Source organism: Chthoniobacterales bacterium (assembly GCA_035274845.1).
GTDB lineage: Bacteria > Verrucomicrobiota > Verrucomicrobiia > Chthoniobacterales > UBA10450 > AV80.
In genome coordinates, this window is the sequence record DATENU010000009.1 from 247,170 (window position 1) to 268,296 (window position 21,127).

Annotated in this window: 8 protein-coding genes; 4 read left to right on the forward strand and 4 right to left on the reverse strand. The window is 58.8% G+C overall.

Going from position 1 to position 21,127, the window contains the following annotated elements:
• Window positions 1–17: 17 nt before the first annotated feature.
• Window positions 18–2,801 carry a TIGR03118 family protein gene (locus tag VJU77_04710; protein HKP02647.1) on the reverse strand — a complete coding sequence of 928 codons (2,784 nt, stop codon included), beginning with the start codon at window positions 2,799–2,801 and terminating at the stop codon, window positions 18–20.
• A gap of 569 nt (window positions 2,802–3,370) precedes the next feature.
• Here VJU77_04710 and VJU77_04715 point away from each other — a divergent pair.
• From VJU77_04715 to VJU77_04730, 4 genes are read left to right on the forward strand one after another with little or no spacing between them, the layout of a single operon-like run.
• Window positions 3,371–6,853 carry a hypothetical protein gene (locus VJU77_04715; protein ID HKP02648.1) on the forward strand — a complete coding sequence of 1,161 codons (3,483 nt, stop codon included), beginning with the start codon at window positions 3,371–3,373 and terminating at the stop codon, window positions 6,851–6,853.
• A gap of 14 nt (window positions 6,854–6,867) precedes the next feature.
• Window positions 6,868–12,072 (forward strand): GMC oxidoreductase, encoded by a 5,205-nt coding sequence (locus VJU77_04720; GenBank protein HKP02649.1) that lies wholly within the window; start codon window positions 6,868–6,870, stop codon window positions 12,070–12,072.
• Between the two features lie 33 nt (window positions 12,073–12,105).
• Window positions 12,106–14,892 (forward strand): hypothetical protein, encoded by a 2,787-nt coding sequence (locus tag VJU77_04725; protein HKP02650.1) that lies wholly within the window; start codon window positions 12,106–12,108, stop codon window positions 14,890–14,892.
• Between the two features lie 7 nt (window positions 14,893–14,899).
• Window positions 14,900–16,630, forward strand: coding sequence for an amidohydrolase family protein (locus VJU77_04730; GenBank protein ID HKP02651.1), 1,731 nt, complete (start codon window positions 14,900–14,902; stop codon window positions 16,628–16,630).
• 8 nt (window positions 16,631–16,638) lie between these two features.
• On the opposite strand, the gene VJU77_04735 is transcribed toward VJU77_04730, so the two are convergent.
• Genes VJU77_04735 through VJU77_04745 form a run of 3 tightly spaced genes read right to left on the reverse strand, consistent with a single transcriptional unit; the run spans window position 16,639 to window position 21,121 of the window.
• Window positions 16,639–18,756: a hypothetical protein gene (locus tag VJU77_04735; GenBank protein HKP02652.1), complete on the reverse strand. Its 2,118-nt coding sequence runs from the start codon at window positions 18,754–18,756 to the stop codon at window positions 16,639–16,641.
• Window positions 18,753–19,883 (reverse strand): HupE/UreJ family protein, encoded by a 1,131-nt coding sequence (locus tag VJU77_04740; GenBank protein HKP02653.1) that lies wholly within the window; start codon window positions 19,881–19,883, stop codon window positions 18,753–18,755. Before VJU77_04740 ends, VJU77_04735 begins: the two co-directional genes overlap by 4 nt.
• Complete coding sequence (locus tag VJU77_04745; protein ID HKP02654.1) at window positions 19,880–21,121, reverse strand: tetratricopeptide repeat protein; 1,242 nt, start codon at window positions 21,119–21,121, stop codon at window positions 19,880–19,882. The genes VJU77_04740 and VJU77_04745 overlap by 4 nt, the downstream gene beginning before the upstream one ends.
• Window positions 21,122–21,127 lie beyond the last annotated feature (6 nt).

Sequence of the window (21,127 nt, forward strand, 5' to 3'; positions counted from 1 at the left end):
CTCCCTTGGCAGCCGGCTTACATTGGTCCGAACCGCTGGCGATATTCACTCGAGCTGAGGAACGCCTTCACCATTTCCGCCTGGATAAAGTCGCCGTTGAACCCATTCAGTTTGCCGAACCAGAAGTTGAAGCCGGCCGTGTCCGGATCGCGCCGGAGATAACCGAAGTATTCCATGGTGACAAACGCGGCGTTCATTTCGCGCGTTCTCAGGAATGGAAACTCCGACACCTGCCGGAGAACCGTGGCGCGGGTCAGCGTCCCTCCGTTCAGGCCCGCGACCAGCATATCGCGGAAGGGTTGCGTGGCCGGGAAGTCGCCCCGAATTTCGCCGCCGCTGAACTGGACGGAATGGAAGTTAATGTAAGCCCGGCCATTGCGGATGTTGTCGAGCTGCGCCGCCAGGGTGGTGCCATTGCCTTCGGGCGCGTCCCACTTGCCGCTAAAATTGCCGCCGACACCCGAGCCGAACGGCGTCACGACTGCGTCATTCGGATTGTTGTCATTGAATGGACTCCCGATGAATCCCCACACGACCGGCCCGTTCACGCCTGGCGTGACGCTCGCTCCGGCGTGGATGTGGGCATTGGTCAGGTTGTCATTGGTGTCGGCCGACTGCGAGCCGGTGAAGTCCATGTTGTTCACGGTCGCCGTCACCGTCATCGCGGTCGAGCCGGCATTGAAGACGAAGCGGGCGGTGCCGTAGGAGGCGTCCCGGCGCGCCCCGCCTGACAACGTGGGGCTGGTCGGGGGGTTTTCCTGTCCGTTTGTCAGGTTAACGGTGAAGTCGCTCGGCGAGAGGCCGGCGCTTGCGAGCAGGTTGTCGACATACATTTCGTTCGTGAGCGTCGAAGGATATTTCGAGACAAACTCGGGCCGCGTCACGAATTCATTAAAGAAGGCGACCTTGTTCGCCTCGAGCTGCGCGTCCGCTCCGGGATCGCCGAAGATGACGCCGCTATCCAGCGCCTGGACGTCGTGCATGAAATTTCCGTAAAGCACGGCGGCCGGACTGCCCGAAGCGTTGGAACCGAAAGCGGCGCGATGGGTCAGGTAAGCGGCCATTCCGGAGTTCTGGAACTCGATGGAGAGGAAGAAGGCCGCCGAGACGTGGATCCGTTTCAGCTCGATGCACTGGGCGTTGCCGGCGCACGAGTCGATCTCGTTTTGCCAGAACGCGAAACCGGACGCGTCCGGTTCGCGATTAAGAAAATCGAGATAATGCTGGCGGACAAAAAACGCGGTCTCGTCGACCGGATTGGTGGTCGGCGCCATGGTGTCATTGTCGAGGATCGTGACCTCGGCCGTGTTCGGACTGCCCAGGCCGACGCCTGCGCCTGTGGGATTGGTCAGCGCGAGATTAATGACCTCGTCGCCCTCGACGAAGGTGTCGTTAACAATGAGGATCCGAAAGGTCTTGCTCGTCTCGCCCGGGGCAAAAGTAAGGGTGCCGAGAGCGATTTCGTAATCGCTCTTCTGCGATGCGTGCCCCGCCTCGGATTCATCAAAGGTGTTGTAGCTCACCGTGGCGGTGCCGCTCGTATCGCCATTGCGGACCACCGTGAAATCGACGTGGCCCCCGGCCTCGTCCGAAGCGAATTCGCTCGTCGCGAATCGGAAGAGGGAAGTCGCTGTCGCCGTGGTGGGATTGAGTTTGCCGAAGAGCCCGTGTTCTTCCTCTGCCGTGCCGGCCGTGAAGTAGAGCGTGTTCACGTCGCCGCCGCTGCCACCGTTGCCGAATTGGAGTGCCCAGAGCTCGTCGATCTCGATGCCAGTGCCCGACTCGTCCTGGAGCGTCCCGAGAAACGCGCCGGTGGCCGGATTGTAGGCATGGATGCTCGGGTTCCCCTCACCGAAGTTGCCGACTAGCAGGGCGCCGCCGAAAATGCCGAAGGACGCGGGCGCAATCACCAGGCCCCAGGGCGCGTTGAGCTGGCTGGTTGGGTTGGTGCTGATGTCGTTGATAGCGAAAGTCAGGTCGCGCACGCCACTCGTGTTGAACTTGCGGACGAGGCCCTTGCCTACTCCCGCTTCCTCGTCACCGTCCATCCCAACTTTCGCGTAGGCGACGTAGAGCGAACCACCCAGATTCTGAATGTTGAACGGCGCGTACCCCGCCGGGATGGTGGCGTCCACGAATGGGAAACTCGCCTCCGTTTGGATGGTAAACGTCCCATTGAAAACGTCGATGTTGTTATTCGCGAAATCGGCTGCGTAAATGAAGTTATTCATACCGACGCTGCCAATGGCCAATCCGGTCCAGACATGGCCCGGCATGGAGACAACGTTCTGGGCCGACGCTCCCGAGGAGCCATTCCAGGCGGTAATGTTTCCCGTAATCGAATCGAAAATGAAGCTGGACGCCGCGGGTGAGCCGCCTCCGGGCGGTGTGATCTGAAAATCGCTTGTGGAGTTGCGCACAACGCCAGTGGGCAATCCGCCGGGAATGTTTATCGTCTGCGGGCTCGGATTGAGCACCACGGGCGCGCCGCTGACGTCGCCCCTGACCAGTTGGGTGGTGCTGGTGCCGTTATTCGCGATCCAGAACGGACTACTTGAGCTCTCCGCGATTCCCCATGGATTTACGAGGAGCGGGTCCAGCACCGGCGCGAAACCCGGAATGTCCGAGAGCAGAGTCTGCAACCGATACGCACTTCCCGGCGCGATGTTCGGCGGGGCGTCAAGGCCGGCCGTTTGCTGCGCCCTTAACTTCGGAACCGTCAGCCCCATTACGAAGAGGGCCAACCCCAGAAAACCAAAGACGAAACTAACGATCTGCCTGCTGCGATTTTTTGATTTCATATGCGTCTTTCTCTGTCCCTAAATTCAAGTGCACCTTGGTACGCATTCCGGAGGAGCGCGCATCGCTGAGATTACGGCGAAATGGTTGCCGACGCCAGACAAAAAAAGTAACGGCTCTTGTCGTATCTTCCTCATTTCGAGTCAAGAAGACATGTTTGTGAGCGGCGCCGCCGACTTCGATTGAATGGGTCGTCTGACTTCAGCAAGTTCGGTTCGTACATCCCAAAGCCTGCGATCGGCAGGGTCGAAATTAGTAACGAGGTGGCCACCGAAAGCACAAGAGATTTGATGACGTCTATCTTGGCGGAAATTGACTGCTTTCCTCCGCTATGAGCCAAAGGCGCAAAAAAAAGATCAGAATTTTATCTTGTAACGTAATCAGTGGCTCTGACATTCTCCGGGTTCCCGATACTTCCCGTCTATGAACCCCCATTTCGCTTTCACTCCCAGGTGGGCGCAATTTCCCTTTTCGCGGATGATTTCAGGACGTGACCTTCGCGTTACGTCCGAAGGCTCGGCAGCGAAGCATGAAATCAGCCCGCAGCGTGACCCCATACAGTTCAACCTCCATGAAGGCTTCACTCTCGGCGTTATTACGCACCCGTCGTTACACCCTTAGCTTGGTAACGGTCAGTCTCCTCGTAGGCGCAACGGTGCTTGGCTTGCGATTGCGCGCTCACGCGCAGGGCAGCTATCAGACGCCGCCGGCCCCGGGGAAATACTACGACAAGCACTACGACTGGCAGGGCGGTGATTATCCGCCCGGGGCCGTCAAAGGGGAAGCCGTTGATGAAGCCCGCTCCGGGATGACGCTCAACCGGACGCCCGTTTCAATTCGCACGCCCGAATGTTTCCCGGCCGAACCGCGTGATGTGTTTTGGGAAATGGACCAGGTGGCGGGTCCCGATGGAAAATTGCAGCCACTCGATTTCGACGAGAATGGCGACGGCAAGGTGGATGACAAGGAACGGGATGGGATTCGAGGGCGCAACACCTGGCTCTTATGGGGAGGGGGAAACGAAACCTTCTGGGATTGGCTTCAGCAGAAGGGGTATGGGCTGACAGACTTTCTTATCCTGGTGGACTCACGCCGGCGCGATAGCCGATTCAAAGATGCCGGTATCATTACCCAGCCTGGATTTGTCCAGGCGACCGAACCTATCCTTGGGTTATATATAGACCAGCCGAACCCGGATGGTTCCGCAATTTTGAAGCCGCGGAATGTGCCGGCTACAGGAGCGGCGCCGTCTGCCTCGCCCGAACCTGTCGCACCTGGCGGGGCGAATTCCTATTATCCAAAGCCGGAACCGGAGCTGGTCGATACCCAAGGGCGCGCGCTAGACGCTCCGGTTTACCAGCCAACTCCGCCGACTGGACATTATGACGAGCTGTTCGTGCCCTGGACTACTCCGGAGGAACGAGCCAAGGAATGGAAGGACAAGGACGATCCATTCAAGGATTATATTCCTGCAGTAGTCCGACGAAAACTGCCGAAGGATGGTCTTGATCCCACCGTCTATGGCTATCCTTCCGGCGTCTTTGGTCTCCGCCTGATGCTGAACCCCGATTTTTTTGCGAAGACGGAAAAGGCGGCGGAGGCGCGTAATTACTGGAAGGAGCGAGTCGAGAAGACGAACGGGCGGTACTACACGGACATCCAGATTCACTCCGATCCCAAGCTGGTTCGGCCATTCCGCGTCAGCATGTCGTGTGGGTTTTGCCACATAGGGCCTCACCCGCTGAGGCCGCCGGAGAATCCGGAAAAGCCGAAGTGGGAAAATCTATCAGGGGTCATCGGCGCCCAGTATTGGGATCCGCAGCCGGCCTTTGGCAACCTTGTTGGCCGGCCCAATTTTCTCCATCACTTTCTGAAGAGTCAGGCCCCGGGAACGGTCGACACCTCACTCGTTAGCACCGATCAAATCAATAACACGAACATCATCAACGCGATCTTCGACGTTCCGGCGCGGCTCACGCGAGCCAGGAACAAGCCGACAGAAGTGCAAAGTAAAGCGAGCCTGCTTCTGCCGAGTATCGAAGATCCGGAAACAAGTAACAACCCGAATGGGCCGAACAAGTCCCGCCATTTCCCGATGGTCCTGTTTCCCGGTGAAGACAGCGTCGGAGTCTGGGGTGCGCTCGCCCGTGTTCCGCTTAACATCGGCGTCTTTTCGGAGCAATGGATGCGGTGCGACAACCCTGTCCTTGGGTTTACGCCGCAGCGGCCGTTTAGCATCGACGTTTCCCGAAAAAACTCCGTCTACTGGAACGTAAACGAAAAATACCGCGTCAACTACATGGCGGCGTTTTTCACCCTCGGAACGCAGGGCAAGGTGGTGAAAAGCACGGCGCCGATGAAACTGAAGGACGCGGGAGCACCCGGCCAAGCGGCCTGGGCGAAGGACGCCGAGAAACGCAGCGCCGGGCGCAAAGCTTTTCTGAATAACTGCGCCATTTGCCACTCGAGCAAACAACCGCAGGGGTTCGACCTCAGGTTTGATCGGCAGATGGCTGGAGGCTGGGACAAAGCGCCAGTTCCCAAGGAAGCCGCGCGCTTTGTCTACACGCTGCCAGCCGATTACCGGGACTGGGATGCGTTCAAGCAAAGTCCCAGTTACCGCGATTACGTCACTCAGATTAGTCAGCTCGCGGGGGAACCTTCCGGCCAGGAGGTCGAAGATCCTTTCATCAAGGACAATTTTCTTTCGAATGAACTCCGGATTCCCGTGACCCTCGTGGGAACGTACGCTGGTCGCGCCCTGGCAACGAATGCCACGTCCGGCCAGGTCTGGGATAACTATTCGTCAGACACCTTTAAGAACCTCCCCTCGGTTGGGACGATACGTTACTTCAATCCATATCGAAGCGAGGCGGGGACGGTAGCTCTGGATGCCTACGGGACTAACGATGAATTTGCCGCGCCCAGCCATGGCCCGGGTTATTTCCGGCCCGCTTCGTTGATCAGTGTCTGGGCGACCGCTCCGTACTTTCACAATAATACCCTGGGTCTGTACAACCAGAATCCAAGCGTCGAGGGGCGTCTGGTAGCTTTCAATGATGGCATTCGAAAGCTCCTCTGGCCAAAGCAACGCCCTATCTATGGGCAGGACCCGAACGGAAAAATCTATCCACATCCGGGCGATCTTCGGGCCGAAGGCAGCGCAGCGGCAAAGAACGATCCCGGTTACATCTACCGGCTACCCGTCGATACCTTTGTTTCGTTCCAGGCCGGGTATACTCCGCTCCTGATCCAAAGCATCCTCATTGGTTACCTGGGTGCGGGCCCAGCCAAGGTAGTCTTCTGGTTCCTTAGCTTCGGAATCTGGCTCCTACTGGCCCTGCTCTTTATCTTTCTGATCTTCCGGGGACGCGCCCGGCACGCCGGCGGTCTTCTCCTGCTTCTGGCGCTGGTGCTGGCCGCGTTGTTGATCGTTACCGGCGCGGGCGGTGGCGGCGGAATGATGGTGGGCGCGATGATGATGGCAGCAACAAACCTGATGAGTTACACGAGCGTCTGGCTCTGGCTGATCGTCCTGGGGTTGGCTGCGGCGGGGATCCTCCTTCTGTTGACGCGCAATGAACTGAAATGGCTGACGAAGTTTATCTTCATTGTCTCCGCCATCGTTGTGCTGGTCGCCGGCATCCTGGCGAACAAATTCCTGACTGGGAACCTCAAGGACGTGCCGCTGCCCCTGGCCATCCTCCCAAACAGTTGGTTCACGGCTGATTATAAGGGAATCAACGTCGGCCCGATCCCTCGAGGCACGCCGGTGAACCTGCTGATGAGCATTGATCCGGACAAGCGCGCCCAGGTTGCTCCCGCGGTGATCGCCCTTCTCAAGGCGAGCGTTCAAATTCAAAAACAGCACCTCGTCGGGGAAGAGGCTTACGCCGTGATAGCGAAACAGGCGGGTCCGGCTCTGATCGCAGCCAGCAAGTGCCCCGATTTTGTGCTCGATCACGGCCATTACTTCGGAGACGTCCTCGATCCTGATCCGGCAAAGAACGATGAGACCAAGGAGGCGCTCATCGCGTTTTTGAAGACGCTTTAAGCCACGAACCGCCGATGAGCGCCGAACCCTCCGATTTCTCCGCGACCGCGGAACCAGAGGACGACAAGCTTGAGCAGCGGCTGGCCGACCATCACGCCACGGACAAGGAACAATCGGCGTTTGATTACATCATTGTCGGCTCGGGAGCGGGGGGCGGACCGCTCGCAGCCCGGCTGACCTATGCCGGGAAGAGGGTCCTGGTCATCGAGGCCGGACCCGATCCGGCAAAAACCCGGTCGGTCGCCTACCCACAGGCAAAGGTCGGGGAAGTGACCCAGGTTCCGGGTTACTACGGTGCAGCCTCGGAAGACGCGGAGATGAGCTGGATGTTCTCCGTCCGCCATCACGACGATACAGAGCGACAGAAGAAGGACGCCAAGTACAACCAACGGCCGATCGATCCCAATGATCCCAGCCGGGAGTTAGATAAAAAATATCTGGACCCGCATCCAGGCAACAAAGGCAAGCAGGGCATTTTCTATCCGCGCAGCTCTGGCATCGGCGGCTGCACCGCGCATCACGCGATGATCACTATCGCCCCAAACGACGGGGAATGGGACCACATCGCGGAGCTTACCGGCGATAATTCCTGGCGGTCCGGTCCGATGCGCGGCTACTTCGCCAAGTTCGAGAATTGCCAGTACCTGGCGGTCTACGATCAGTTTTTCCAGAAGCTGCTGGGCCTCCTTTACAGAGGTTATCGATGGCTGGTTCTCTTCTTCGATCCACGCGCGGTTCTGGATAAGGGTGGGCACGGGTTCAAAGGCTGGGCCCCGACCAATCTCATCGATCCGTTCCTGGTTTCGACGATAGCCGAGCAGGATCGGCCGTTCTTTCGCGTCATTGTTCAGGCGGCGCTGGCGGTGTTGCACGGCAACAATCGCCTGATCTCATTTATCAAACACGCGTTGGTCCGGGCGAGAATCGTCCAGGCCATAGACTTTAACGACGTTAATACCCGCCGAGCCAGTCCCGAGGGCGTGTTCCTTATTCCAATTGGTATCGAAGGAACCGCGGCCGGCGGCGACGATAAGGGCCAGCCGGGAAAAGGCCGGCGCTTTGGTGTCCGTGAATTTCTGCTGGGTGCTCAACGCCGGCATCCGGACCGCCTCGTGATCCGGAGCGGCGCTCATGTCACGCGCGTTCTTTTCGAGCAAGAAAAGCCCAATGAGGCCCCGCGCGCTATCGGGGTAGAATGCGCGGTCGCCGGTCACCTTTACGAAGCGAGCCCCATTCAAAACAAACGCCCACCGGACGAGCGCGTATGCTATTTCGCAAAGCAAGAAGGGGGCGAAGTAATCCTTTGTGGCGGCGCCTTTAATACCCCGCAGTTGCTCATGCTTAGCGGTATCGGCGACGCTAAACATCTGGCTCAACTTGGGATCAAGGGATTATACGGCGCCGAGGATGACGGATCCGGACGCTATAAAGCCGGTGAAAAGTCTATTCACGAAGTGATCAATCTCCCCGGCGTCGGCCGCAATCTCCAGGACCGCTATGAAGTCACCGTTGTCAGCGAGCTTAATAAACCGCTCGCTACTCTGAAGACTATTAGCTTTTTGCCGGGCGATCCCAAAGACGATGGCAGGACCCAATGGTTCAAGGATCGGACCGGCCTGTACGCCACGAACGGCGGAACGCTGGCAGTCATTCGCCGGTCAAAATTGGCCAAGGAAGCTGGTGAACGCGATCCCGACCTATTCACCTTCGGAGCGCCGGCGGCCTTTCGCGGATATTACTGGAATTGGTCGCGCGAGCTTTTCAAAGCGACTCTTGGCGCGGACGAGGAAAAGCACAACATCTGGACCTGGGTCATCCTCAAGGCTTACACCAGCAATCATGACGGCACCGTTCGACTGCGCTCGGCTAACCCTTTCGCCATGCCGGAGATTTGCTTCGATGCATTCAATGAAAAGGCAGCGGCGGCAGCTCCGCTGATAGCGGCGAAGATCGCCGAGTTCGAGGCTGCGGGCCAGCCGGTGCCGGTCGCTCTTGAGGAAGAGAAGCGAGAGAATGAGGCGCGCCTCGAGCATAGCAAACGCGACCTCGCCGCGCTGGTAGATGCGGTCGCCTTTATGCGCGAGGTAAATGCGCGCAACCGCGACCAATTCGTCCGGGAAATTCAGCCCGGCATCGATCTCCCCGATAACTCGGCCGAGATGGAGGAATGGTGCAGGACCCAGGCGTGGGGCCACCACGCTTCCTGCACGTGCCGGATAGGCTCCGATAAATGGAGGGCTGATCCCGTTCGCCTTGAGGACAAAGAGGCCGTTATCGACAGCAGGTTCCAGGTTCACGGCGTCAAGAACCTCCGAATCGTCGATGCATCGGTTTTCCCGAGGATCCCAGGTTACTTCATTCTCGCGCCCATCTTCATGGTCAGCGAAAAGGCGGCGGACACCTTGCTCGAAGAGGCTGAGATTGACGTGTATCCGGCGAAATTTGAAGCGGCCGAAGTCGCCGCCATTCGGAAACGTCGCGAGGTAGCGTTGCACGCGACCCTGAGTCGCGCGGCAAAGAAGAAGGAACAGTCTGTAGTTGTGGCTGATGGCAATGCAGCTAACGCCAGCGCGAGCGGCCAGCGCCCAGACAGCGACAAGTTACCCATCGATACTGTGGGTCTTGCTCTATCCGGCGGCGGAATCCGGAGTGCAACGTTTGGCCTGGGAGTGCTCCAAAGCCTTTCCGAGCGCGGCCGGCTGCGCGACATCGACTTCGTTTCGAGCGTCTCGGGTGGCGGATTCACCGGCAGCTTTCTCGGGCGGCTCTTTACTCGCCCATCAGTGGGCGCGGCGGCCGACCCGGTCGGCCGGGTCCAGTCGATCCTGAGGAACAGCCGTTCGGAGCCGCTCTGGTGGCTGCGGACGCAGGCAAACTACATCTTTGCCACCGGAGCCGAGGACGCGAGGCTCAATCTCTCCACTCTTTGGCGAAATATTCTTAGTCTGTACCTCGTCCTGGGAATGCTTCTCTTTGCTACCTTTGGACTTCTGGCGTGGTTGCCGCTGACCAGCGGTCCGGTGATTAGCCGCTGGGGATCAATCCGGCTGTGGGAAACGGTGGCGCCGTTGTTTGTTCACCCGTCCTTTCGAGGGCTGGAATTGTCACCCTGGTGGTGGTTGCCGCTGGTCGCTTTCGGCGTCGGAGTGATTCCAGCTACGCTTGGTTTTTGGCTCGCGCCCAATATTGGGTCCTATCGGCGTTACCCTGTCTTCTCGCTCATGGGCTGGCTGGTTCTGGTTGCGGGAGCGGCGGCCGCGTTACAGTTTCCGTTCGTTGCCCGCCTCGCGTCCGGCGCGCTCATTATCCTTTTGCTCGCGTGGGTGTGGCAGGAAGTCGCCCGATGGGGCGCGATTCAAAATCCCGGGACAATCGCGGCCGCGCAAAAGGTAGGCTCCATCGTTCGCAGTCGCCTCGCCCGCGGATTGGGAGAAGCCCTGATTATTTTCGCGTTTCTTCTTGGCTGGGTTGTCCTCGATACCATCGCGATTCGATACGCCCAAGGGCCTGTCGCGAAAGCGTCAGCTGCAATCATGGTCGCCTTGGCACCGGCTCTTCCAATCTTGCGCTGGATTGCGATGAAGGCGCTCGCCCAGATTTCGGCCGGCGGTGGCAAGGGCGTGTCCTTCGTTTTTCTCGCGAACCTTATCGGGCTTCCGCTCGCGCTCTTTTTCCTCTTCCTTTTGGACGTCCTCGCGCATCGAGTTTTCATAGCCGCTCCCGCCAGTGGCATCTGGCTGGTCGTGATCGCCGGGCTCTTTTCCGCGGTCCTGGGACGCGCTTTCGATTTCCTAAACCTTTCCTCCCTTCGCGCCACCTACGCGGCGAGATTATCCCGCACCTTCCTTGGAGCTTCGAACGAAGAACGGATCTATGGATCGCCGACCACCGAAGGCCGTGACGTTTCGCAGGCCAATCCGGAGGATGACGTTCCATACGATAAATATCATCCGGAGCGGCAGGGCGGCCCGATCCACCTCATCAACGTCTGTGTCAACGAAACGGTTGACGCAACGTCCGAGCGCGAAATCCGGGAACGCAAGGGCCTGCCAATGTGCGTCACTCCGCACGGGGTCACGGTCGGGCGAAAATATTTCGCCGAATGGGTTGCACCTGACTCCCTTCCCCGCTGGCAAAAATGGCGACGGCGGCGGGACGGCTACGATGCCTCCGACGATGAGCCGGCGACAAAGAGAAGACGCACCGCCCTACAGGCATTGCCAATCTCGAATGACCCGAACGCGTTTCATGTTCTGAAATCGACGGAGACCGACAGCGCTGAAGTCGAGAACCTGTCGCTGGCCGCCTGGACGTCGATTTCGGGCGCGGCCTTCTCGACCGGCGTCGGCCGTAAGACCAGGCTATCGCAAGCGCTTTTCATGGGACTGGTCAACGTCCGGCTTGGATACTGGTGGGACTCCGGCATCCTGGAATCCGAACGCCCCGGCCGGTATCCGCCTTCTTTTTGGCGCAGGCTCAAGCGTTTTCCCTCGAAGCTCTTTGGCGCTCAAAGCATGTTACTCTCTGAATACCGGGGCCGGTTCCGCGGACCGTCGCAGTGGTTCTGGTATCTCAGCGACGGCGGGCACTTTGATGTTACCGGTCTTTACGAATTAATAAGGCGCCGCGTCCCTTTCATTATCCTGTGTGACGGCGGGGAAGACCCGAGCTATGACTGGGGCGATCTCGCTCTGGCCACTCAGCAAGTTCGAGAAGATTTCGGCGCCGAGCTTGTCTGGTTGGACTTCGAAAACGCCACTGCCCGGGCGGATGTGGCGGAAAAGAAAGCGTATGAGGCCCGGGTCGCGCAAGCCCTGGCTAATCCGAAACAAGGAGGCAAAGGGAAAGGGGTCGCAGAGAAGATTGAGGACCGATGGGAGGGAATTCTAAACGAGTATCCAGACAAAAGCCTCAACCCGCCTGAATTGGTCAGGGCCTGGGTAAACCCGGACACCCTGGGAGCGATAGGAAGCATTAAGCGGCGCGGCAAATATCACGCCGTCTTGGGCCGGGTGACGTATGCCAACTCAAACGACATTTCGTGGGTGCTTCTCCTAAAACCGAGCCTTAGCGACGACCTGACGCAAGACATTCTGAACTACGCAACCACCAACGAAAAGTTCCCGCAGGATCCCACCCTTGATCAGGTGTTCGACGACATTCAATGGGAAAGCTACCGCGCCCTCGGCCAGCAGATTGGTAGTCACGTTTTCTTCTAAGTATTCCGCTCTGTCCCAAATGCCCTTCGCCTTATGAGAAATACTTCACTCGCTCGTCTCGTCGCTGCCGCCATTGTTTTGTCGGCCACTGCTGCCCGGCTCCTGGGATCCGATCACGCCGATCCCATGAGTCTCAATGTGCTTGCCCTCCAGCCCGACCAGGAAGCGAATATCACGGACCTGCACGCGTTCGTGATCGATAAGAGCGGACAAGAGATCAGCGAGCAGAGCCGCCTCGGGGAAGGGGATCGCCTTGTCATCAGTCTTTGCGTCCGGCGGGCCTTGCAACCCAACCAGATCAAGCTGCTCAACCTGGAGGGTTACAAATTTCGGGTCCATATCGATTTGGATCCGCAGGTGCGGTTCTTCGCCGAGGATGGAACGCCGGAAGGCGCGGCTTATACGAAACAGCTGGATGAGCGGAACAAAGCCGTCGCTGCAAAAGAGGCGGCCTTGGATGAAGCAACGAAAAGCAAAGACGCCGCGCGAATCGATCTGGCCAAGAAGGAGCTGCAGGCCGCCAACAGCATTCGCGGAGCGCTCATAAGCGCCCACGAAAGCGATCATTCCATGCAGGCACTTTACGGCGGGATCATCATGCAACCCGATGCCATCGCCGACGATGCGATCCTGGAATTTGAGTTAAGACTGAAGGACAGAAATGGCGAGAACTCAGAGACGGAGTTTGCCAGTGATCCCCGCATCACCGGTATTCCGGGCCCAATCCACATTGTGAAACCCGGTCAAGAAGGTGAGATGCAGAATGCTCCAAAGGACACGATCCATATCGAGACCAACATCTTTGACGACCCTTTTATCTTTCCCCGCTTTTTCCGGCGCAACGTCGTCGGAATCGTGACCACCATTCCGCTGGCTTCGATTCGACAGCAGAGAGGCCGCGGGCCCATCCTTCTCTGGGCCACGACGCATCGCAATGGGCAGATTGACCACGTCGGTCGTTCGCTCCGGACGCAGCTGCCGCGCTTTGGCTATCTAAATCCCTATCATCCGCGCGATCATGTAAGGAAAATCAATGAAGTCCATGACCGGCCGACCGTCATGGATGACGTTCTTGCCACTTTCCTCTCCCCGCTCGAAGCGCACCGGCATTACGATTCGGTGCCGGATGTAATGGTTTACGATCTGCGTAAGCCCGCGAAATTTCCCAACGGCCGCGCTCTCACCGACGACGTCGCTCAAACGCTGGCGGCGGCGGGAGAAACCCTGCTGGTCGAGCTTGCTTATGCCGAGTCCAAACAGTTTCCGCGAGCGACCACCAACGATAAGCCCTTCCGACCGACGTTTCCTTTTCTCGCGCCGCGCTGGACGAACGACGAGATAGCTCTTAATTCCGCCCCTGGCTCGACTGCGGGAACGCTTGTCATTCCGCGTGCCGCCGAAGCCAGCGCGATTGCCGCCCCCAACTTCAAGATCTCGACCTGGCGCACCCTTTGGAGGATCGAGACCATTGCGCTGGTCGTGGTCGCGGCGGTCCTGCTCTTCGCGGTTCGCACCTGGGGCGCGCGCTTGCTGATCGCGATTCTGGCGGCGCTCGCGCTTCGTTACCTCTATTTCGTCCATGCCGATCCGATTGCTGCCGGGATGGCTGGTGCGATGGAGCAGCCGAACCAGAAGCTGATGAGGCTGATAGCCGGCGGGGCCTTCATTCTTGGCTTCCTTCTCGCGCTCGCCTTTAACTGGGGACGGCGAACCTGTGTGGTATGGCCGGCGACGCCGGCTGTTTATCCGAAGGGAAAGCAGGAGGTTACGCCCGACGACGCAAAGGCATCCAGCTTCGCCGAGATCGACGCCGCTTTGTTTGATCCCACTCGGAACGGGCAATATTACCGGACCTGGCGCGGACCAGGGGACCCAGCGTTGCCGATCTACAAGCAGACCTTCACGAGCCTCACTCGCGGTCTGATTGTCCGGTTCTGGAGAGATTTCGCCATGCTCAGTGCTGCAAAACGCACGCTCCGCTCGCGCGGTGATCTGCGCTGGGGCCCTGATGGCAAAGGCTTCCGCCGTCTCGTTCACGGAATGGGCATTTGTCTCAAAGGGAAGTGGGAGATCGACCCCAAGTGGGCGGGCGCCGCCTACACTGGTTATTTTGCCCCAGGCAAGGTTGGGCGGGTGATCGCCCGTTACTCGTTAGGGGGGAATGATCCGCGCAACGGACGTTTTCGCTCATTGGGCCTCGTCGGCAAGATTTTTCCCGAACACGATTACGCCGAAGGAATAACCGGTCGCGCTAATTTCATAACCCAGGAGGACCTCGGGGGCGCCTTCACCAATTCGGTGCTCGAAGTCGACCTGACTAATTCGCCGCCGGTGACCCTCTTGAAGCGCGGCTACGGACTCTTCTCTTTCCTTGTCGTTATCCTTGCTCTGCTGAGGGCGGACAAACAGCCCGCCGAGCGGCAGCTGTATGAAGTGGCCGAGCTGGGAGAGCCTCCGGGCGCTCTGACGTCCTGTCCGCGTTTCATGCGTTTGAAACTGGTTGACGCCAAGCCCGAACCACAGCCTAACGAGCTTGATTTTCGCGATGAAATCCTGGGTCTGATGTATGAGCGCGACAGCTCTCAAAAGAAGAATGATCTCGTGTTTGCCATTGAAGTCTCGGACGAGGGCCGGCGCACCTGGCTCATGCGGGTGAAAGACCAAAAGTGGTCCCGCATCGGCACGCTCACGTTTACCGAAGCAGTGGCTTCCTATAACGGCGACTTCGTAATTCATTTTCATCATCCGGTCTGGCGAACGGATCGAAATGATCCGCGCAGCGTCGCGCGCTCCGACTTGAGTAAAGCGGGTCGCAGTTAAACCGTTTATGCTTCTGGCCGGCAAGAGAACGACAGGCGTTGTCTTTCTACTCCTCGCGCTCGCCGGCTGTCGATCCACTGAGCTACGCCTGACCACGGAGCAGGAGCAGATCAGGAGGGAGTTGGCGGTCATCTCCCCGCGCGATGACTCCCTCGCGAAAGACAGCCCGATCATCGACATCCACACCCACACTTTCAACGCGCGCTACCTGCCCTTGCGCAATGTCTTGCTCGGCAAACGAGATGCCGCACCGCCTCTTACCTGGCTTATTTCAGATTCATGCGCGGCCACCCTGGCCCATGCCTTGATCGAACGAACGGAGCTGTCGCCAGTCCCCGGCAGCGACGGCGCGGCCCGGATGGAGTCCGCCTCGCAGGCGCAGGAACACCGCGACAACGGGTGGATCTGCGGAATTTTTCTCAAGCTTCTCGATAAAGCTGCCGCCTCCGGAGCCTGGCGCAAAGGCATGTCTCCCCGGGATCAACTCGCGGCGCTCGATGCTGTCGCCGACCGAATGAATTTCCAGGAAAAGGCCGCAGTGATGATGGCGACTCGCATGATGGGCATGGACAACCACGTGGACATGAGCCCGAACGGCCTTCGCGGCGCGGTCCGATTCCTTTGGTTCCTGACTCAGAACGATGCCGACCAGACCCGTCTCTTTGCCTTGCAATATAAAGGCGCGCCGATGCGGGGGACGCCGCTCATGGTGTCCCATATGATGGATCTCGCTCCGGTCTACGATCAGGAGCCGAGTGGAAACGAGCTTCTCGATTTTGCCAAAGACCAGATTCGTCGCGTCGAACTGTTTCATAAACGTCCAAACTCAAACATGATTTACTTTGTCGCTTATGCTCCCTACCGCGACTATTGGAGAGGCGGGCACGCAGGCGATGCCCTGGAATTGGTTCGCTCAGCTATCGAGAATCATGGGGCCTGGGGAGTAAAAGTTTATCCGCCCTCCGGTTATCGCCCCGCTGGGAACAGCATCGAACCAAGACCTACCGGAATTCGATCGCAGGCCGCGGCTCAACAGTGGGACGCGCGCTATGGGCCTTTGTCGGGCGACAAGAATCACGCGCTCGATGAGAAGCTCGAGAAACTCCTCCTCTGGTGCATCGAGAAAGATGTTCCGGTGTTCGTCCATTCCGGCACAGGCGAATTCGAAGCGCGCAAAGGCTACGGCTTCCACAATTCCAATCCTTCGTTCTGGCGGCAATTTCTGGACAACCATCCGGCTCCCGATGGCTCGCCGTGCCGGCTCCGATTATGTCTCGGTCACGCGGGAGGCGGTGATTACTGGTTTGGCGGCAAGAACGCCGTGAGCTGGGGCAGCGACACCTACGAGATGTGCCGAAGATTTCCGAATGTTTATTGTGAGATTACGACCCACGCCGAGTTAGTAGCTCCAAACAGCCAGGCGTTCTTCGTCGATCGCCTCGCGAAATCGTTTGACGATTCACAACGCGACGCGAGCGGCAAACCTTACCCATTTTCTTTTGCCAAAAAGCTTATTTACGGCACCGACTGGTATCTGCCCGATGCGTCAGAGCGGCAAACGGTGCTGGTCGCAACCGAGCAGGCTTTTCTCCATAAGAAACTCCGACGCCATTACAAAGACTATTTTTTCGGGAATGCCCTTCGCTATCTCAATGCCGGAACACGGTTGAACCGCAGCAACGCCTCGACTGCGGTGGAAGAACGCCTGGAGGAAGCGCTCGCTCTCTCGGCGGACTGACTCTGGTGCTAAAGTGTTTTCAGGAACTCGATCAGCGCCAGCTTTTCTTCATCCGGCAGGGTGGCGCCGAAAAGATGTCCCCGGTCTTCGACCAGGTCCGGACATTTGCTGAGCTGGAACAACATCGGCGCGAGCTCGCGCTTCATGAGTAATCGCGTTGCTTCGGCGTCGAGTTTCTGATCGCGGATTTCGCGGAGCACCTGTCGGATCTTGCGTGCCAGCTCGGCCAGGGCCGCCGGGTCTGCCTGAGGGTCTATGTTGGCGAGCAGGTTGATTGGAGTTCCCTTAGGAATTGGACCAAGGCGGAAAACGCCATCGGGGTCGACTTCTGTTCCGAGGAGTTTGCGAAGATTCTCCGGAACCAGCTCGCCGGGCACTTCGAGGCAGGACACGGCGCTGGTGCGCCAAATCGAGTCGCGGTTGAGCCGCTTCTCCGGCCAGAGCAATTTTTCGATCGCGTCCTGGAAAGCTTCCATTCGCCCTTTCACCGATGGGTCGCCATTGAACCGGCCTATTGAATTGTTATGAAGAAAAGGCGCGGTGGCCCAAACGGAGGCCAGGGAGGGCGTTCGGTAGGAACCCCGTCCTCTGCCGGAGACAGGGAAGGGTTCTTCCTGTTCGGTGTACGGGTTCCAAACCTGGATCGGGTCAGTGGGCTTCTGATCTTTATACGTATCCGATGAAAACCATTGCCAGATATGACCGCCGGTCGCGTTTGTGGCCAGGGCGCGCGCCGCGTTTGTCTTGATCTGAGTTAGGGGATGACGTTCCTCATCGGAGAGGAAGTTGTCTTTCCAAAACGCGGCGTTGTCGGTTTGAGCGACGAACCAGGCGTCCGGGTCGGTGCCGGCAGGCGGTTGCTTGCTGGAATGACAGCGTGCGCAATGAAGTGCGAAAACCGTTCGGCCGCGATTGAGCACGGTCTGATCACGGGTGATATACTCCGTCCCGCCCGGAGCGTCGGCGAGATGCGCCGGCTGCAGGCGACCGAAGAACTTCTCCAGATTTGGGACCATCGCTTCGGTCGCGCGCCATTGCGGCGACTCCTGTTGGGCGCGTTCGATGCTGAACGGTTTTTGCGGGGTTAGACCGTAAAGCAATTGATGCTGTTGGAGCCAATGCTGATAAAAGAGCCCGGTATTAACGAAAACCCGAAGCACGGCTCCCGCGAACCCAACTGAGTCGGCGCCATCTTTCAGGATACGCGGCACCTTCATTTGCGGTTGCGTTCCCGCCAGCAGCAAGGTTTCGCCAGAGAGAGTTTCTTCGTGACCTATCCGGAACCTTTCGTGAACAAGAAAGATTGGATTGATCGCATTTGGATTGTTGATGTTGTCCGTCGCCAGCCGCGAGGTGTCGGACGTGCCGCGGGGCTGTGCATTCAGCATCTCCCAAAAAAAAGAGCCTGGCCTCGCGCCCGAGGCGAAGACCCGGCCCTCCTGGAGATATTGATTGCCGATAACTGACGCGAGGTTTTTCCAATCCGGCTTTTCTGGATCGGCGGGAGGACTCAGCGGATTAGGCGCAACGTGACAGGCGCTACAGCTTACTCCGACGCGGTAAGGCCGGATGAGTCCCGGCTCCGCCGCGTAGACTGGATCGTTGTAGTAACGGTCACCGTCCCAGTTAGCGACGGCCGCGCCCCCGAAAGCAGGATTAGGAAAAATGCGAAAGCCCAGAACCCCGGAGGAACGTCCATAGACCTTTGGGTCCAGGGCGGGCGAAGAATCGGCGACGAGCTCGTCGAGCCATATTTTGTAGCAATCGCTCGTGGTTGCCTGCCGGTATCCCGGCTCGTTGATCAGCCCCAGATCTTTGAAACGCGAGCCGCGTTTTCGAGAGTCGAGAGTCCTGAGGAGATCCACCGTTCCCCTGCTTTTGACTGCCATCTCATCCCAGAAAGCGTCGTTACCGGCTGTCCAAACATGCCAGGCGTTACGGCCTTTGATTTCGTCTGCGGTCAGCTCGATCCCGCCATCCATGTCCCGGAACAAATCGGGACCCGCGCCAACGTCGACCGGAGCCGTCCTGGAATCAGATTTGGAAGGGTGGTCGCACGCCCCAGGCAACGACAGGATGCACGCTACGATCGTCGCGCTCCGGCAGAATCGGAACAGTCGTCTCATGTAACCCAACGCAAGGCTGCGACGAGATAAGCCGCGCCGGCCAGGAAAATCGCCGCCGAGCCAAGCCGCAACGTCCATTGATGAACCGGTCCCGGCACGGGGCCGGATTCGCCGGCACGCCGGGTTAGCTTCATCACGGCGAATAAAGGGAGCGCCACGATTTGATGGCCAAGCTCGACGCCCACACTGAAGGCGATGATCGCCGTGGCGACCGCGGTGGTTTGCATGCCTTCCATCGCGGAGAGCAAGCCTCCGGCAAATCCAAGGCCATGGAAGAGCCCGAAGCCAAAGGCAATCATCAAGCGCAGGCGTCCGCGGCTCTGGCTGGGAGCGGCGAGGTTTTGCAGCGCGACGAACACGATGCTGGCCGCGATCATCGGTTCTACGATGCGATTGGACAGGCGGACGACATCGAGCACCGAGAGGGTAAGCGTCAAGCTATGGGCCAGGGTGAACGCAGTAATGACCTTGACCAAATCCCAAAGCGTAGTCACCGCGAGGACGAGCCCGGCCACGAAGAGCAGATGGTCATATCCGCTAAGAATGTGGTGAATACCGTGCCGGACAAACGCAAGAGTGGTGTTTTCATTGGCGCCTGGTCCAGCTCCGCCTGCGGAGCAGTTGAAACTAAGGGGCTCACGCGAAGTAAAGAGGACGCCGTCGCGCGGTGGATAGGCGTTTGGGATTCGAACGACATAAGTTGCTTCCCAGGGATTCCCCGGCGCGAAGGAGAATTCGTTCAGGACATGCTGCTTCAAGGTAACGGAGCGTGGCGGGCGGAGGTGGGGAGGTATTTCAAAACTTAGATCGTATCTTATCTGTTCCGTTTCCTTGGCCGGCGCGATAGCATCGACCTTTCCGGTAAGTGACAGTCCGTCGACCACGACCTCGAGGTGGTTCAAAAGATAATCGCCATGGCGAGTCCACACCTCATTCAGGCTTGCTGCGCTCTTGTCGTGCCCGAGAGTGTCGGCCACGAATGCTTCCTCAGACGAAACGTTGGCCACTATCCGGAGGTGGTCGGCGGCGGTCACGATTTCCATCGAGCCTTGCGCGACCGGGTGCCCGGCCGCGGTCACGAGCGAACATTCAAGAAGGACGATGAAATAAAGGAGGGACCGGCTCATTCCCGATGAACATGAAACGTGTTGTAGCGGGGATTAACCGCTAAAGCTTCCTGTAACTTCAGTCTGCCTGCGGACAGATCGCCCACTCGCATCAGGATAGTTCCTGCGTGATAAAGGATGCCTGGATCGCTCGGGTTGAGGCTAAGGATTCGCAGGATCACATCGCGGGCCTCTCCAACAGATCCTGTTTTGTAGAGCGCCCAGGCCAGCGTATCGTAAGCACTTATTGTGTGGCGGAACGTCAGGTCGCGGCGGGCCCACTCCACGGCGTGCTCGGGTTCGTTCAAGCTGTCACTGTAAAGGATCGCGAGATGATGGAAGCAGGTCGCTTCGCCTTTTTCCACTGACACGAGGTAGGCCGAGAGAGCTTTGTTATGCCAGGAAGCGGCTGCCTCTTTTTTTCCGGAGGAAAGATAAAGATCGCCGAGCGCCTGCATGAGCTCAGGACGCCGCGTCTGTTCAATCAACGAAGTGTAGAGCGCAACCGCCTCATTGAACCGGCCCTCGGCCCCGCGTAATTCCGCCTGGTGGTCCAGAGCCGGATAATATTGCGGGCGCGCGTTGAGGGCCGCGTCATAATATTCGCCCGCCTTTGCCCAATCTCCGGATCGAAAGGCGAGCGCACCCAGTTGCACATTGGCCCAGGCCCCCACGTCGCCCTCCGCATCCTTGCCCGCTTCCAGGATTTTCCGATAGCGCGCGGCTGCCTCCGAGTTGCGGCCTCGAAACAAAGCGAGCTGCGCCAGCCGCGGTTCGATCAGAAAAAGGTTAGCCGGATCGCGCCCGGCCATTTTGAGCCAGCTTGATTCGGCCGCCGCGTCCTCGCCGAGATTGAAGAATGCATCACCGAGCAGTCCAAGCGCGTCCGCGCTCTCCGGGTCCAAACGGCCCAGATATTCCGCACTCTGCCTGGCTTCCTGGAACCGATGGAGCGCCAGTTCTATCCGGGTGCGCAAGAGCAGGGCGGACCAGTTTGATTCCGCGGGAACCGCCCTAAGTGATTGCACGACCGCCTGCTCGGCGCGCTCGAGGTTGGCCAGGTCGCCGCTCGAAACGGCGAGGGCGAGACGCGCGTCGGCGATTCGATTCCACGCGGCATGATCCTGCGGATTCTGTTTCGCGCGCGCCTCGAGTGCTTCCATCGTGGTTCGCGTCCGCGCGGCAATTCCGGGCCGCGCTTGCGGCGCCATGCCGAGAAGCACGACCACACAAATCCGAAGCGGACCAACGGCAGCCATCGCTGA